Raw genomic sequence first — 14103 nt, 5'->3', positions numbered from 1 at the left:
GTCATGAACAAACTTTTCAAAACTTCCCTCCTGGTCGCCGCCATGCTTCCAGTGATTGCAGTTGCCGCACCTGTGGCAGGTGATCGAGAAGTAACTCTGGGTGGCGCGGGCAGCAGCGATAAGAGCTTCGACGATACAGTGTTCTCCGTACAGGGTAGTTGGGGTACATATCTGGACGAAGCATCCATGTGGGGCGTTCGTCAAACGGTTAACGCTCGCGATTCCGAAGGCGAAAGCGTCAAGTTCGACGGCTCCACCCGAGTGTTCTACGACTATCACTTCGGCAACGGTCAGACCCGGCCTTTCGTAGGTGTGAGTGTCGGCGGGATCTATGGTGATCAGGTCGACGAAACTTTCATGGGCGGTCCGGAAATCGGTATCAAGCACTGGGTGCAGGACAAGACCTTCATCACTGCGATGGCCGAATATCAGTTCCTGTTCAAGAGCGGGAGCGATGCGCGGGACCGTTACGATGACGGCGCCTTCTTCTACAGCGTTGGTATCGGCTACAACTATTAAGCGCGATGAGTGCGATGTTTGTAAGGCATCGCGCTCTAACTTCCGCTTCGCTTGTTAAATACAGGTAGTTGCAAAGTCATAGTGAAGGCTGAGTATTTCAGCCTTCTACCAACTCCTTCAGGAAGTTCTGCAACGCCAGTCCCGGCTCGTCATCTTCTGAAGTGATCATGCGAATTCCCCACTGACTTAGAATCTCTTCCTGAACGGGGTTCGGCTTGTGCGAGAAAACGTACGAGATTGGACGCACGCCCAGCGTCTCATGTTGATTCCATATCTTCGATAGCTTGTAGAACAGCAGCCTGATATTGGTATCCGAGAGACTGTAGCCGATGAACAGCACCGCTTTACTCAAAGTGTCGGCGCGTAACTTGATGTCGAGTGGTGTTTCGAATTGCAGCCTTTCGTAGTAACTCGTTTCATCAAGGACGATTGAGTCATCGTCATCAAAATCGCCATGAAACTTGACGATCTGCCGAACGCCATCGCGAGCCTTTACCAAGTCACTGGCATTGGCGATTTTCAGATAACTCACGCCATGTGCATCGTGGGCATTTTCCAGCCAGCGGTCATAGTTAGTGGTATAGATCGCAGGAAAGCGCCCCTGTACGATCAGTCGGTGTATCTCAGAGTCCCGAATGTCGATGTCCTTGTGCCACTCGCGATCCATCCAGCTGCGTAGCGGGCCAATATTTCCCTTCTTGATGCGGTAGTACTCCGCGAGCGAGAGGAAGTTGCCGTAGGTATCGAAGACATCAGGATCGTAGTCGAGCTGCGCGGCAATCTCGTCGATCAGTGCTCTCCAAGGCGGCAGGCCTATGTTGGCTGATACGCCGGAGCCAACGAACAGGATCAGGCGGTTGTGCTGATACGCCTCCAATAACTTCTGCATCAGATCCCCCGCAGGTGCTTGATGAAGGCATCCAGGGCGCGCCGGCGCGTCGACAGATCACTCTGAATTCCGCCCAGTTCAGCGAACGTGCGCGAATAGCCGTCTGGGATGAAAACGTTGTCCCACTCAAATCCTTCGTTGCCTGTGGGTGTACGGGAAATCCTGCCGGTCACTTCACCTTTGAAGAAATGCCGCTTGCGCCCGTCGCAATAGCCGATCAGGGTGCGCGCCACCGCAGAGGGGTCGTTCAGGCTGCCGATCAGATCGGAGAAACGCACCGCATGCAGACGATCCCAAAAGGTCTGCGTCAGGCCCCCGGGAAATCCGTTCAGGCTATTGATGAACAGGCCGGAATGCTCCACGAATACCGGCTTGCCGATCAGCTTGAAGGCGGTCAGCAGCTTGTCGCTTACCAGCTGATTGAGGTCTTCGGTCTGCGTTTCAAGGATACGCAAAGGAAACTTGATGATCTCGATACCGCTTTGCCCTAAGAACTCCTCCGCGTCGCGGATTTTCTGGTCATTGACCGAGGCGAAGCGGATCTTCATGCAAGTCCCCTGGCGACGTTATCTGATAGCTCACATGGTTATGACGCAACCGCGTGCCCAGCGTTCGCCTATGGAGCCGATCGTGTGTCATGAGCCATGCGGGCAGGCGTGTTGGGCACGGACAATGCGCTCGGCTGGTATCTGCAACTGCGCCAGCAAGTAGCTGGAAAATTCATGCGTGTAGCCTTGCTTGCCGATCGCCAGCGCCATGCACTCGAGCCATGCATCGCGCTCGGCTTCACCCACCGGCCAACGAGTATGGAAGTGTGGGATGTTGATGCCGCCGTAGCGCTCCGCGTAACGGCGCGGGCCGCCCAGCCAACCGCAAAGAAATGCCGCCAGCCGTGCACTTGGCTCCCTCAGGTCATCGGGGTAGAGGCGGCGCACGCAAGCGGCTCCCTCGTGATCTTCCATGATCCGATAGAAGTCGGTGACCAGCCGGGTAATGCCGGATTCACCGCCCGCGGCGAGGAAGGACGTGTCGGCGGTGCCATAGGGAAGGGGGCCGGCTTCACTCATGTGAGCGCTCGAATGGAGGGACGTAAGGCGGAAGATTGATCCACGGCAATGGATGGGCTCCTGGTGGTCTGGCGTGACTTGTCGATGGTCTATCCTGTCGTCAATAGGTCAACGGAGAATCGCCATGCGCAACATCCTTCTAGCTTTCGACGGGTCAGAAAACGCCAAGCGGGCGCTGCATTACATCATCGATTTTGCCCAGGATGCATCTAAGCCGCCCGTAGTCCATGTACTGAACGTGCAACAGGAGCCGGTGCTCTATGGTGAGTTCGTAACCGCGGGCACTGTTGAAGAGCTCAATCAGAGTTTCCTGGATAAATCGCAGCGGACTCTGGCAGAGGCGGCTTCGGCGTTGCAGGCTGCGGGGGTCGATTATCAGACCCACGCGATCCTGGGCAACGTTGCAGAACAGGTCAGTGATGCCGTGCAACGATTTGGCTGCGATACGGTGGTGATGGGAACCCGAGGTCTTGGCAGTTTCAAGGGCATGCTGATGGGCTCTGTGGCCAATCGGGTGATTCACGAGGTCTCGGTGCCGGTCCTGCTGGTCAAGTAACCGGAACCGAAATGCCGGGCTGTATCAGTCCGGCTTTTTCTTCAGCAGATCTGCCAGGTTGGCGAATGCCTTGAAGGTTTCCTTCGGACCCAGATCGCTGCCTGGCTTGGCTTCAGCGTGATACTGATTGTCCGTATAGCGCGAGTGCTCGTTGTCGTGGCAATACAGGCAGAGCAGTTCCCAGTTTGACCCGTCCTCAGGGTTGTTGTCGTGATTGTGGTCCTTGTGATGGACCGTCAACTCGCTCAGACGCTTACCCGAAAATTCGCGGGCGCAACGTCCGCAGACCCAGGGGTACATCTTGAGTGCTTTTTCCCTATAGCCCTGTTCGCGTTGGGCATAGGGGGTGTGGGGTTTGTTGGTACTCATCGCTATGCCTCTACCGGTGCGTAAGCTTTGGTTTTCGGTCAGCCTGCCAGTCCGACGTAGACGTTCTGCACGTCATCATGGGCGTCGATGGCGCTGAGAAAGGCTTCGACTTCCTCGAGCTGCGCGTCGCTCAGGCTGGTGACGGGATTCTTCGGGCGATAACCGAGATGCGCTGATTGCACCGTGAAGCCTTGCTCAGGCAATGCGCGGCAGACCACATCCATGTCCGTAGGGTCGCTGATGAACAGCGTGGCGCCTTCATCCGCGGCTTCGAAGTCCTGCGCGCCGGCTTCGATGGCGGCCAGTTCCGGATCGGCGTCATCGCCGGCGGGCGCTGCTTCGATAAGCCCGCAATGGTCGAAGTCCCAGGCCACCGAACCGGACGCGCCCAGTTGGCCCTTGCGGAACAGTACGCGTATCTCGGCAACGGTGCGGTTGACGTTATCGGTCAGGCACTCGACGATCACAGGGACCTGGTGCGGAGCGAAGCCTTCATAGGTGGTGCGTTCGTAGTTGACGCTTTCGCCCAGCAGTCCCGCGCCTTTCTTAATGGCGCGCTCCAATGTTTCGCGAGGCATCGAAGCCTTTTTCGCCTGCTCCACGACAAGGCGCAAGCGGGGATTCATGTCCGGGTCCGCACCGCTGCGGGCGGCGATCATGATTTCCTTGGACAGTTTGCCGAAGGTGCGCCCCTTGGCGTTGGCTGCCGCTTCCTTATGTTTCGCTTTCCACTGTGCGCCCATGTTTACTCTCGTCTGCTGGAGTTGGAAGGTCTACTCGATTGGGCGATTCTAGCCGTTGGCGCTGCAGCAGGCACGGGCTGCGTGGCGTGGCAGGATGTATGGAGCCGTGGCCTTGGACTGTATTGCCCAAATGGCTGCTCGCTGTATGACGACGATGTCGGGCCCGACGGCTTTAATGCGTCTTTGTCTGAGGAACTGCCATGTCGCCGAAGGACCTGATGCTGGCGCTGGTCGTGATCGTCGTCTGGGGCATGAATTTCGTCGTGATCAGGGTCGGCCTGGATAACATTCCGCCAATGCTGCTGGGGTGTCTGCGCTTCATGCTGGCGGCCTTCCCGGCGATCCTGTTCATCAAACGTCCGCAGATGCCGCTGCGCTGGTTGCTGGCCTACGGCGCAACCATTTCGCTGGGGCAATTCGCCTTTCTCTTCTCCGCAATGAAGGTTGGTATGCCAGCTGGGTTGGCGTCGTTGGTCTTGCAGTCCCAAGCGTTCTTCACCTTGTTCTTTGCGGTGCTGTTCTTAGGTGAGCGACTTCGGTTGACCAATCTGGTCGGGCTGGTGATCGCGGCGGGTGGGTTGCTGCTGATTGGCATGCAAGGTGATCGCAGCATGACGCTGGCGGGCTTCGCGCTGACGATCTGCGCAGCATCGATGTGGGCGCTGGGTAACATCGTCACGCGCAAGGTGGGCAAGGTGAACCTGGTCGGTCTGGTCGTCTGGGGCAGTCTGATCCCGCCGATCCCGTTCTTCGCATTGTCATGGATGCTGGAAGGCCCGGTCGCAATCGAATCGGCACTGCGTGGCTTCAGCCTTGATTCCGCACTGGTGCTGCTTTACCTGGCGTTTGGCGCCACCATCCTTGGTTACGGTCTCTGGAGTCGCTTGTTGTCGCGCTATCCTGCCAATACCGTGGCGCCGTTCTCGTTGCTGGTGCCGGTGGTGGGGCTGACTTCCGCAGCGCTGTTGTTGGACGAGCACCTCGGGTTTTTGCAAGGGGTTGGCGCAGTGCTGGTCATGTTGGGGCTGGCAGTCAACGTGGGAGGAGGCTGGGTGGCTAGCCGTTTACGCATGGCCCTTGGCAACCCGGCCGCGTGAAAGCAAAACGCCCCACTCGGATAGCCGGGCGGGGCGCTGCAACGCGATCTTACTCAGCGGGCTGCGTGACTACCCAGCAGAGGCGTTGCGCCGTTCGCTTTATCCTTTTTGGCCGCTCGTTTTTCCTGCGCGGTCTTCAGGGGTTTCTTTTTTGCATTCTTCTTTGTGTCCATACCTTTGCTCATGGTGTTGCCTCGCGGATCAATGGCTTGATTGCGCATCCCTGCGTGGGGTCTGCTCTGTGGCCAGCGCACCTCGGCGTGAGCGTGAAGATCGGTAAACAGTATGGATCGAGCCTACGCCTGATAACCCGGATTGGATAGCGACAAATTCTGTCGTGTCCAGCCAATCCGGTGAGTGTTGACTTACACCTTGAACCGTCCGATCAGCGTTTGCAGCTCGCCGCCCAACTGAGCCAGGCGGGCCGTGGCGGATGCGGTCTCCTGTGCCGCTTCGGCTGATTGATCCGCTACGTCGCGTACGCTAAGCACGCTCCGATTGATTTCCTCGGCAACCGAGCTCTGTTGTTCGGCGGCTGTGGCGATCTGCTGGTTCATCGCCTGGATGACCGAGACGGTTTCAGTGATGGCTTGCAGCTCTGCGCCCACATCCCTTGCGAGCGAGACGGTATCTCGAGCCAGACTGCTGCTGCTGTCCATCATGCCGGAAGCATTGCGTGCACCCTTCTGCAGATTGGCAATCAGCGCCTCGATCTGCGCGGTGGACTGCTGGGTACGTTGGGCAAGGCCACGGACCTCATCAGCCACAACGGCAAACCCCCGACCGGCTTCACCGGCGCGTGCGGCTTCGATAGCCGCATTCAGTGCGAGCAGGTTGGTCTGTTCGGCGATACCGTTGATGACGGTCAGCACCGTGCTGATGCCGTCGGTTTCCTGATTGAGCTGGGCCATGGCTTCTGCCGACAGCGTGACCTCGCTCGATAGCTTGTCGATCTGAGACAGCGCGCGCTGTACCACCGTGTTGCCTTTGGCCGCCTGCTGGTCGGCACGAAGGGCAGCACCCGAGGCCTCCTCTGCGTTGCGGGCGACCTCCTGAACCGTGGCGGTCATCTCGTGCATGGCCGTAGCGACCTGATCGGTCTCCTGACGCTGACTGGCTACACCGGCGCTGGTTTGTGCAGTTACGGCCGAAAGTTCTTCTGAGGCGGTTGCCAGTTGGGTGGTGATACCGCCAACCTGCCCGATAAGTGATTGCAGGCTGCCACGCGTCTTGTCCAGTGCTTGCAGCAGCTTACCGAACTCGTCTTTACGCGGCTCTGGTGCTTGCCCGGTCATGTCCCCGGAACCGATTTTCTCCGCAATGCGTACCGCCTGGTTGAGCGGCTGCGTGATCTGCCGGACGATCAGACCGCCGATCAGTACGCCAAGTACAATGGCGAGCAGTGTGATCACTACAACCTGTAGCTTTTTGGAGGTGGCGTCTTCGGCACGTTTCTTCGTCTGGCTTGAAATGATGCCCTGCGCCTGTTCGTACAACTTGGCGAAAATCGCCTCCATGTCCTGATGCGCCTGCTGTTGGGCGGAAACGATGGGTGGCAGCTTCTTGACCAGCTCGACGTATGCGGTGGCGCTGGCCTTCAGCGCCGTCAGGCTTGCGGCCTGTGGGCCGATCAACTCATCCTCCAGCGGCGCGATGGCGGCAGTCAGGTTATCGAACTGCTGGTTCAGCGTTTGAAGCGCCGGCTCCGACTCCTCCATGAGGTAGCCCCGAACCGTGAAGCGCAGCAGGCGGTTCTGCTTGGAGAGCTCGGTAGTGAGCAGGGCAATGTTGGCTACATCGCTTGTGGGGTGCAGAACCGGATTGCCATACACGCCGTTCCAACGGCGCTCCAGGTCAGCGATCAATTTATCAGTGGTGTTGCCGGTCTCGACCCAGTTGGCGCGGGTCTGCTTCTTCAATGCGTGCAGTGCCACCAGTTTGTCGAACGCGCTCTGGTAGTTGCGCGCCTCGCTGGCGATGGTCTCCAGATATTCGCGGTCTTGCGGCTCGGAGAACGTAGCTCTGCGTTGTTCGACAAGTTCAGCGATCCTGCCTACCGATTCGTTTACTTGGGCGACGAACTTGGTATCGCCATGCTCTTCGAATCGCACCTGGGCGTAGCGGATCTGATTGGCTTCGTTGAGCAGATTCTCAGCGGTCTGCGCCTTGTCACTGCGCGAAATCAGCGCATCCATGCTAAGCACGCCGATCACGGCTACACAGATGGTGAGCAGCAATACCGCGGCGAAGCCTAGAGCCAGCTTGTAGCTGACCTTGAGATTTTTCATTGTTGTTCCTCAAGAAGGGCAGGGTGCCGATGACGATGGTTCGTAGAACGACATCGGCTGAACCTGCTGTTCCTTGAGGTGTTGTCTGATGACTTGTGTGACTATTCGGCAGGCGGTCCTGATGTTGGGGTTGATCAGCGCGGGATCCGTTGTGCCTGAATCTCGGGAAGATCATCACGCCGCATGTACGCCATGAGGGGTTCGCAGAGGCCAAGGCGGTCATTCACGTTCTGGTCGATCAGCAGCTGAATGAGTTCGCGCTTGAGCGTCATCAGTTGCCCATCCAGCGGTTGCCAGACAAATTCTCTGGCGGGTGTGATGCTGGCGTCGGCGACATCCATTCCGAACGAATCCTCGCTGAAACGGACGATGTGTTTGCCCTTTTTCTCGTTGAAGCCCACGAAACCCTGCAGGCGGTCGGCAGCCTGGCAAATGTCGGCGGATGTGATGCTCATGTAAACCTCGCATAGGGACAGGAAGATTTACACGCAAGGCTCGCTGCCAATGCAGCCGGCACCCTTCTATGAGGGCGCTTCGATACGGGCATTGTCCTGGCTACGGCGCCCGCTGAATAGCGGCACGACGCCGCTCGCCATTTCAGAAAAGGGCGCCTTGATCCTGTAGTCGGCGTCTCGCATCGAGGCGCTGTCTGAAACGCGAGCGGTATTCACTGGCCAGCGGCTGCAGCTCCTGCAACCAGCCGAGGTCGGCGTCGCTGACGGCATCATCGACGAAACTGCGCCACACACGAAGCACGCTGGCGTTGGGGCATGGGCGCTCAAGCAACTGCAGCTCAGCGCCAGGAGTGATAACGCCAGGTTTCAGGGTTCGATACAGCCAACCGGTCCGGCCGCTACGCGCCAGCTGGCGTGCCAGGCCGCGAGCGTTATGGCGCCGGTCGAGGTTGCTGCAAGGCGAGCGTGGCTGGCTGACTTCAATCAACGCATCGCCCCAACCAAAGCGATCGCCAATGCACACTTGGCGCTCGTCGAGCCCACGTGTGGAAAGATTCTCGCCGAAGGCGGCCGGGCCAAGTGACTGAAGATGCGGAAAGAGGTCCAGCCAGACCCGGTAATGTTCGACCGGATAATGGCAGAGGCTGCGATCAGGCCCACCATGAAAACGGCGGTCGGCTACGCGATCGCCTTGCAGACCGTCTAGGTCGAGCCAGACATCGCCCTGAGCCCGCTGTTTATCGATGGCAGAGGCTTTGTCAGTGCCCGGTAGCCGTAGCAATCGCTCGCGAATGAAGGGGCCTTCAACCGACCATTGCATGAGGTCATCCGGATGGGAGTGAATGATGATCGCGCCTCGCTCAGCCTGCGTTCAACCTGGCCAGCTCTCGGCGAACCATGGCCGCATATTCCGGAGGTGTGAGCTGATACAGCTCACTGGCTACCCAGGACAACCAGCGTGCGCCCAATGCCGATCGTTGATCGATCAAACGTTGTGCTTCTGCCGTCGCCCGCTCGGCATGTTGCTGATGAAAAGCTGACCGGCTCATGTTCTGCTCCTATTGCCAAGTCGCGATTCTAAACCACCCGACCGAGCTGATCGCTTGGTAAAGCCTTCAGGCCGCGCTAGGCTCGCCCTTCTTTGGATATGCGAGTGCGAGCCATGCCGGGGTCTGTGAACTTCAAGGACAAGATTTCCCGCCAACGACCCTATGGGCGAGCCGAGGAGGGCCTCAAGGCTTCGGAGGGCGATCTGTCACTGGTCATCGATCAGCTTGAGAGTGATCGCGGGCGAATCATCAACTCCGCCGCTGTACGCCGTCTGCAACAAAAGACCCAGGTGTTTCCTCTGGAGCGCAATGCCGCGGTGCGCAGTCGCCTAACGCATTCACTTGAAGTGCAACAGACCGGCCGTTTCATCGTTCGCACCCTGTACAAGCAGCTCGGTGACAATGCTGCTCGCTATGGTCTTGATGGGCTCGAGGGCGCACTGGAAAGCCTGGTCGAGATGACCTGTCTGATGCACGACATCGGCAATCCGCCGTTCGGGCATTTCGGCGAGTTTGCCATTGGCGAGTGGTTTACTCGAAATCTGGAAGCGATGTTCGATGCGGCAGTGCCGGGCGGGCAGGGCGACACGCAATTGCGGTGTCGCATGCTGAAAGATCTGCAGCAGTTCGAGGGCAACGCTCAGGCGATTCGATTGGTAGTGAGCCTGCTGCGGCTGAATCTCACCTACACGCAGACGGCCGGCTTGCTCAAGTACGTGCGTGCAGCCTATGCACCGAAACCGGTCAAGGGGGCACCGGGATCCTACCTGCTGAAGAAACCGGGTTTTTACCTGTCCGAAGAACCCTTCGTGGCCGACCTTCAAGCCGCGTTGGGGCTGCAGCCCGGAACTCGCCATCCGGTTGCCTACATCATGGAAGCGGCCGATGACATTGCTTACTGCCTGGCTGATATCGAGGATTCGGTAGAAAAGGGCATCTTCACCATCGAGCAACTGGCGCAGCTGCTGGTTGCCAAGTTTGCTGAGCACGCCTCGCCGGACGACCCAATCGCTCCCACGGGCCGCAGTTTTCGCGGCATGGTCGACTATGCACTGTCGCGTGCGAACAAGGAGCCAATCAACAAGGTTGGTGAGTTCTTCATCTGGCTACGGGTGAACATGGTTCACCCGCTGGTGCAACATGCGGCTCATCAATTCATCGAGCATATAGACGCCGTCTACCACGGCACATTGGATCGTGCGCTGCTCGAGGACGACAGTTTGCCCAACGCCATTGTGCAGACATTCAAGGATGTCGCGATGGACCGTGTGTTCTGCCATCGCGAAGTGGAAACTCTACAACTGCAGGGTTACCGCATCCTGCAAGGGTTGCTGGACACCTACGCGCCGCTGCTCACCGTCGCGCCGGCTACCTTTCAGGCGTTGACCGAGGGCGTTTGTCGCAGCGAGCCGCATTTGCAAATGCTGGCGCGTCGGCTACCCAGTCAGCTGATCAAGGCCTACGACGAGGCTACAAAGAGACTCCCTGAGGGCAGCTCCGACCGTTCGTTATGGGAGTTCTATTACCGCTGCAGGATGCTGCAGGACTTTGTCAGCGGGATGACCGATCAGTTGGCCCAGGACGAGTATCGGACCCTTTCCGCGCTCTAGTTCCAAACCAGCGCACGTCGCACATCACTTTGCCGTGCGTGCCGCTGGTGCTCCGCATGCCTGCATCACTTTGGTTCGACCCACCGTTTCGCTGGTACAAGAATTGCTTTTGCGTGGTGCGCATTCTTGGTCGCAAGCCCTCAAAGGGCGCAAAAAGCATGCGTTGCCTTTGCAAAATAGCCTCTGCGGGCCTGGCCGTAACGATGCGGGATGAAAATCGCATCGACTCATGAGCCTTTGCAAAGAGAGTAGGCAAGTCATGGCTTGTGGTTGATGCATTCTGGTGCGTCTTGCTGGCTTGAGTTGCTGTTTTGGTGCGATTCATCAGTAGGACGCAGTCGATGGAAAATCCAAGCAGTGCTGTAGAGGTGCTGGTACACGGGGCAAACACTCTTTTCATTCTGATGGGCGCTGTCATGGTGCTAGCCATGCATGCCGGGTTCGCTTTTCTTGAGGTGGGCACCGTTCGCTTGAAGAACCAAGTGAATGCCCTGTCGAAAATCATCGCGGATTTCGCCGTGTCGACCCTGGCCTATTTTTTCATCGGCTATTGGGTGGCCTACGGTGTCACCTTCGTCCAGCCGGCGGATCAGCTGATTGCCGACAACGGCTATTCACTGGTCAAGTTCTTCTTCCTGCTGACCTTCGCAGCCGCCATCCCGGCAATCATTTCAGGCGGAATCGCCGAGCGCGCTAAGTTCGGCCCGCAGCTGTGCGCCACATTGTTGATTGTTGCCTTCATCTATCCCTTCTACGAAGGCTTGATGTGGAACGGCAATTTCGGCTTGCAAGACTGGCTGCAAGCACAGTTCGGTGCGCCGTTTCATGACTTCGCCGGCTCGGTTGTAGTGCACGGAATGGGCGGTTGGCTGGCGTTCGGCGCAGTGCTGCTGCTAGGTCGTCGCAATGGCCGCTATCGTGAGGGGAGGCTGGTAGCTTTCGCTCCGTCGAACATTCCGTTTCTCGCGCTGGGCTCCTGGATCCTGATCGTGGGCTGGTTCGGATTCAACGTGATGAGTGCTCAGACATTAGAGGGCGTCAGCGGCCTGGTCGCGATCAATTCGCTGATGGCGATGGTCGGCGGAACGGCGGCGGCATGGGCAGTCGGTCGTAACGACCCAGGCTTTCTCCATAACGGTCCACTGGCTGGGCTGGTAGCGATCTGCGCCGGGTCGGATCTGATGCATCCAATTGGTGCATTGGCCACAGGAGTTGTGGCAGGCGCCTTGTTCGTCTGGGCATTTACGGCTGCCCAAGCCAAATGGAAGATCGACGACGTACTTGGTGTTTGGCCGCTGCACGGCCTGTGCGGTGTATGGGGCGGCTTGGCGTGCGGTATTTTCGGGCAGCAGGCGCTGGGCGGGTTGGGCGGTATCAGTATGCTCAGCCAACTGATCGGCACGGCGCTAGGCGTGTTGGTAGCGCTGGTCGGCGGCTTCGTTGTCTATGGTTTGCTTAAAGCCATGGTTGGCATTCGTCTGAGTCAGGAAGAGGAATTCAACGGCGCTGACTTGTCGATCCACCGTATTGGCGCACTGAGCCACGACTGAAATCGAATTCAATTGCCCGGACTTTCTCCCGGGCACCTGTATTCAGCGCTGCGCACTGTTCTCGGCTATGGGTGAAGACTCGCCGATACCGTACGCCCGCAAGAACAGCGCTACACAGTCTTCAACATGCTCTTGCGCTTCGCCCGGAGCAGGCAGCGCCGCGTAGCCGATCAATAGTCGGAAATGCGCGGCGCCCTTGATCAGTGAGCAGAAGTGCTCTGCGGCGCGCATGGGTTCATCCATGTCCAGCAGACCGCGCTGCTTCGCCTGGCTCAGCAGTTGCTCCAGATCCAACAGCAGGCGCTGCGGACCGGCATCGAAAAACATGCGTGACAGTGCCGGATTCTGCGTCGCCATTGCCACCATCACGCGATGCAGCCCGATGGATTCCGGACTGTTCACCAAAGCCTGAAACGCATGACCGATATCCAGCAGCACCTGCCGGATCGAGCAGCCCTCCGCAAGCACGAACAGCTTGCGCGGCAGACGCGTCTCGCAAGTGGTCTTCACCGCTTCGCCGAACAACGCTTCCTTGTCCTTGAAATGACTGTACAGCGTGAGCTTGGAAACGCCGGCTTCTGCGGCGATGGCTTCCATGCTGCTGCCTTCGTAACCGTTGCTGAGAAATAGGACTTGGGCGGCTTCGAGAATGGCCTCGCGCTTAGCGAGATCCTTCGGGCGACCTGGGCCAGCGGAGGCGGGCGGCTTTTCTGTCATGGGCGTTTTTAATACTAGACTGGTGAGTACGGTATTTTTACTATACCGCGCAGTATAAGTATTAGAACCCGCCTTGCGACAGAGAGAGACCTATCGTGTTTCGACATGCCCTTCCTTTCATCGGAGTCATTGGTCTCGCGCTGCTCGCCGGTTGCAACAACGGTGAACCCGAGCCCCTTGCTGTAAGGCCGGTCATGGTGACCCAGCCGCAACCGGCGAGTGAGGCGTTCGAGAGCTATCCCGGCGAGGTGCATGCGCGCTATGAGCCGGAGCTGGCTTTTCGCATTGGCGGCAAAGTTGCCGAGCGTATGGTTGAGGCCGGTGATCGGGTGAGCAAGGGGCAGCCGCTGGCCAAGCTCGATCCGCAGGACGTGCAATTACAGCTCGAAGGGATCCGCGCGCAGGTCGCAGCGGCGGAAGCCAATCTGCGCGTCGCGCAGGCCGAGCACGAGCGCTACAAGACATTGATGAACCGACAGCTGGTCAGTCGCTCACAATTCGATTCCTCCGAGAATGCCTTTCGTTCGGCTCAGGCGCGCTTGCAACAGGCGCGAGCTGAATTCGATGTCGCCCATAACCAGGTCGATTACGCCGTGCTGCGTGCGACCCACGATGGCGTCGTTGCCCAGCGCCGGATAGAGGTCGGGCAGGTGGTTGCAGCAGGCCAGACCGCATTCATCCTCGCCGCTGACGGCGAGCGCGAGGTCGCGATCAATCTGCCTGAACAGGCGCTGGATCGATACTCGGTCGGTCAGGCGGTTACAGTGGAAATCTGGTCTCAGAAGGACAAGCAGTACCCCGGGCAGATTCGCGAGTTGTCACCTGCGGCCGACCCTCAATCACGCACCTATTCCGCTCGCGTCGCATTCACCACGGCCGAGGTGTCTGCCGAGTTGGGACAGAGTGCCCTGGTATCGATACGCAACAATGCTGAAGTGCCGCTGGCCCTGCCGCTGTCTGCGGTCACAGCCGAACAGGGGCAGGCCTATGTCTGGCGCGTGAAGGATGACGCCACGCTTGAGCGGGTCGCTGTACAGGCCGGTGCCTTTGGCGAAACCCTGGTGCCAATATTCAGCGGCCTGGGCGCCAATGACTGGATCGTGATGGCGGGCGTGCAGATGCTCCACGAAGGTCAGCCGGTGAGGGCGGTCGATCGGGACAACCGTCCGGTCGAACTGGCAGCGCAGGAGTAGT

At 58.7% G+C, this 14103-nt stretch carries 17 protein-coding genes; 6 read left to right on the top strand and 11 right to left on the bottom strand.

Going from position 1 to position 14103, the window contains the following annotated elements; translation table 11 throughout:
• The first annotated feature begins 3 nt into the window (after nt 1–3).
• The gene (locus EA797_RS10950; RefSeq protein ID WP_208644435.1) at nt 4–519 is read left to right on the top strand and encodes a hypothetical protein; all 516 of its coding nucleotides are present in this window, start codon (nt 4–6) and stop codon (nt 517–519) included.
• A gap of 97 nt (nt 520–616) precedes the next feature.
• Here the strand turns inward: EA797_RS10950 and EA797_RS10945 are convergent, their stop codons facing one another.
• From EA797_RS10945 to EA797_RS10935, 3 genes are all read right to left on the bottom strand, one after another.
• Nucleotides 617–1408: an SIR2 family protein gene (locus EA797_RS10945; protein WP_122165227.1), complete on the bottom strand. Its 792-nt coding sequence runs from the start codon at nt 1406–1408 to the stop codon at nt 617–619.
• A complete protein-coding gene (locus EA797_RS10940; protein WP_122165226.1) occupies nt 1408–1956 on the bottom strand; it encodes a non-canonical purine NTP pyrophosphatase in 549 nt (182 codons plus the stop codon). The genes EA797_RS10945 and EA797_RS10940 overlap by 1 nt, the downstream gene beginning before the upstream one ends.
• An 87-nt stretch (nt 1957–2043) precedes the next feature.
• Entirely contained in the window at nt 2044–2475 is a 432-nt protein-coding gene (locus EA797_RS10935; protein WP_122165225.1) for a globin domain-containing protein, read from the bottom strand.
• Between the two features lie 124 nt (nt 2476–2599).
• Between EA797_RS10935 and EA797_RS10930 the strand changes: the two genes are divergently transcribed.
• The gene (locus tag EA797_RS10930) at nt 2600–3031 is read left to right on the top strand and encodes a universal stress protein (RefSeq protein ID WP_122165224.1); all 432 of its coding nucleotides are present in this window, start codon (nt 2600–2602) and stop codon (nt 3029–3031) included.
• Between the two features lie 24 nt (nt 3032–3055).
• Here EA797_RS10930 and EA797_RS10925 read toward each other — a convergent pair whose 3' ends face one another.
• Together EA797_RS10925 and EA797_RS10920 are read right to left on the bottom strand one after the other, a co-directional pair.
• The gene (locus EA797_RS10925) at nt 3056–3400 is read right to left on the bottom strand and encodes a YajD family HNH nuclease (protein ID WP_122165223.1); all 345 of its coding nucleotides are present in this window, start codon (nt 3398–3400) and stop codon (nt 3056–3058) included.
• Between the two features lie 38 nt (nt 3401–3438).
• Nucleotides 3439–4143: a YebC/PmpR family DNA-binding transcriptional regulator gene (locus tag EA797_RS10920; protein ID WP_122165222.1), complete on the bottom strand. Its 705-nt coding sequence runs from the start codon at nt 4141–4143 to the stop codon at nt 3439–3441.
• Between the two features lie 200 nt (nt 4144–4343).
• Between EA797_RS10920 and EA797_RS10915 the strand changes: the two genes are divergently transcribed.
• Nucleotides 4344–5240 carry an EamA family transporter gene (locus tag EA797_RS10915; RefSeq protein WP_122165221.1) on the top strand — a complete coding sequence of 299 codons (897 nt, stop codon included), beginning with the start codon at nt 4344–4346 and terminating at the stop codon, nt 5238–5240.
• Nucleotides 5241–5293: 53 nt separating this feature from the next.
• Here the strand turns inward: EA797_RS10915 and EA797_RS22125 are convergent, their stop codons facing one another.
• The 5 genes from EA797_RS22125 to EA797_RS10895 all read right to left on the bottom strand — a co-directional run bounded on the left by EA797_RS22125 (nt 5294) and on the right by EA797_RS10895 (nt 9032).
• On the bottom strand, nt 5294–5425 hold the full coding sequence (locus tag EA797_RS22125) for a hypothetical protein (RefSeq protein ID WP_255830001.1): 132 nt from the start codon (nt 5423–5425) through the stop codon (nt 5294–5296).
• A 180-nt stretch (nt 5426–5605) separates the two neighbouring features.
• Entirely contained in the window at nt 5606–7528 is a 1923-nt protein-coding gene (locus tag EA797_RS10910; RefSeq protein ID WP_122165220.1) for a HAMP domain-containing methyl-accepting chemotaxis protein, read from the bottom strand.
• Between the two features lie 134 nt (nt 7529–7662).
• Nucleotides 7663–7983, bottom strand: a complete 321-nt coding sequence (locus EA797_RS10905; RefSeq protein WP_122165219.1) for a DUF2025 family protein — start codon at nt 7981–7983, stop codon at nt 7663–7665.
• Nucleotides 7984–8125: 142 nt separating this feature from the next.
• A complete protein-coding gene (locus tag EA797_RS10900) occupies nt 8126–8803 on the bottom strand; it encodes an MOSC domain-containing protein (RefSeq protein ID WP_122165218.1) in 678 nt (225 codons plus the stop codon).
• Nucleotides 8804–8843: 40 nt separating this feature from the next.
• On the bottom strand, nt 8844–9032 hold the full coding sequence (locus EA797_RS10895) for a hypothetical protein (protein WP_122165217.1): 189 nt from the start codon (nt 9030–9032) through the stop codon (nt 8844–8846).
• Between the two features lie 113 nt (nt 9033–9145).
• Between EA797_RS10895 and dgt the strand changes: the two genes are divergently transcribed.
• Complete coding sequence (gene dgt, locus EA797_RS10890) at nt 9146–10642, top strand: dGTPase (RefSeq protein ID WP_122165216.1); 1497 nt, start codon at nt 9146–9148, stop codon at nt 10640–10642.
• 341 nt (nt 10643–10983) lie between these two features.
• A complete protein-coding gene (locus EA797_RS10885; RefSeq protein WP_122165215.1) occupies nt 10984–12192 on the top strand; it encodes an ammonium transporter in 1209 nt (402 codons plus the stop codon).
• A 42-nt stretch (nt 12193–12234) separates the two neighbouring features.
• Here EA797_RS10885 and EA797_RS10880 read toward each other — a convergent pair whose 3' ends face one another.
• On the bottom strand, nt 12235–12909 hold the full coding sequence (locus EA797_RS10880) for a TetR/AcrR family transcriptional regulator (RefSeq protein ID WP_122165214.1): 675 nt from the start codon (nt 12907–12909) through the stop codon (nt 12235–12237).
• A gap of 95 nt (nt 12910–13004) precedes the next feature.
• Between EA797_RS10880 and EA797_RS10875 the strand changes: the two genes are divergently transcribed.
• Nucleotides 13005–14102 carry an efflux RND transporter periplasmic adaptor subunit gene (locus EA797_RS10875; RefSeq protein ID WP_122165213.1) on the top strand — a complete coding sequence of 366 codons (1098 nt, stop codon included), beginning with the start codon at nt 13005–13007 and terminating at the stop codon, nt 14100–14102.
• Nucleotide 14103: the final 1 nt, after the last annotated feature.

The organism is Stutzerimonas zhaodongensis (assembly GCF_003696365.1).
Classification (GTDB): domain Bacteria; phylum Pseudomonadota; class Gammaproteobacteria; order Pseudomonadales; family Pseudomonadaceae; genus Stutzerimonas; species Stutzerimonas zhaodongensis.
This window is presented reverse-complemented; position numbering and strand designations above follow the sequence as displayed.

Coding starts and splice junctions, on each gene's coding strand:
- EA797_RS10950 (WP_208644435.1), top strand. CDS start 4: ATGAACAAACTTTTCAAAACTTCCCTCCTGGTCGCCGCCATGCTTCCA.
- EA797_RS10945 (WP_122165227.1), bottom strand. CDS start 1,408: ATGCAGAAGTTATTGGAGGCGTATCAGCACAACCGCCTGATCCTGTTC.
- EA797_RS10940 (WP_122165226.1), bottom strand. CDS start 1,956: ATGAAGATCCGCTTCGCCTCGGTCAATGACCAGAAAATCCGCGACGCG.
- EA797_RS10935 (WP_122165225.1), bottom strand. CDS start 2,475: ATGAGTGAAGCCGGCCCCCTTCCCTATGGCACCGCCGACACGTCCTTC.
- EA797_RS10930 (WP_122165224.1), top strand. CDS start 2,600: ATGCGCAACATCCTTCTAGCTTTCGACGGGTCAGAAAACGCCAAGCGG.
- EA797_RS10925 (WP_122165223.1), bottom strand. CDS start 3,400: ATGAGTACCAACAAACCCCACACCCCCTATGCCCAACGCGAACAGGGC.
- EA797_RS10920 (WP_122165222.1), bottom strand. CDS start 4,143: ATGGGCGCACAGTGGAAAGCGAAACATAAGGAAGCGGCAGCCAACGCC.
- EA797_RS10915 (WP_122165221.1), top strand. CDS start 4,344: ATGTCGCCGAAGGACCTGATGCTGGCGCTGGTCGTGATCGTCGTCTGG.
- EA797_RS22125 (WP_255830001.1), bottom strand. CDS start 5,425: ATGAGCAAAGGTATGGACACAAAGAAGAATGCAAAAAAGAAACCCCTG.
- EA797_RS10910 (WP_122165220.1), bottom strand. CDS start 7,528: ATGAAAAATCTCAAGGTCAGCTACAAGCTGGCTCTAGGCTTCGCCGCG.
- EA797_RS10905 (WP_122165219.1), bottom strand. CDS start 7,983: ATGAGCATCACATCCGCCGACATTTGCCAGGCTGCCGACCGCCTGCAG.
- EA797_RS10900 (WP_122165218.1), bottom strand. CDS start 8,803: ATGCAATGGTCGGTTGAAGGCCCCTTCATTCGCGAGCGATTGCTACGG.
- EA797_RS10895 (WP_122165217.1), bottom strand. CDS start 9,032: ATGAGCCGGTCAGCTTTTCATCAGCAACATGCCGAGCGGGCGACGGCA.
- dgt (WP_122165216.1), top strand. CDS start 9,146: ATGCCGGGGTCTGTGAACTTCAAGGACAAGATTTCCCGCCAACGACCC.
- EA797_RS10885 (WP_122165215.1), top strand. CDS start 10,984: ATGGAAAATCCAAGCAGTGCTGTAGAGGTGCTGGTACACGGGGCAAAC.
- EA797_RS10880 (WP_122165214.1), bottom strand. CDS start 12,909: ATGACAGAAAAGCCGCCCGCCTCCGCTGGCCCAGGTCGCCCGAAGGAT.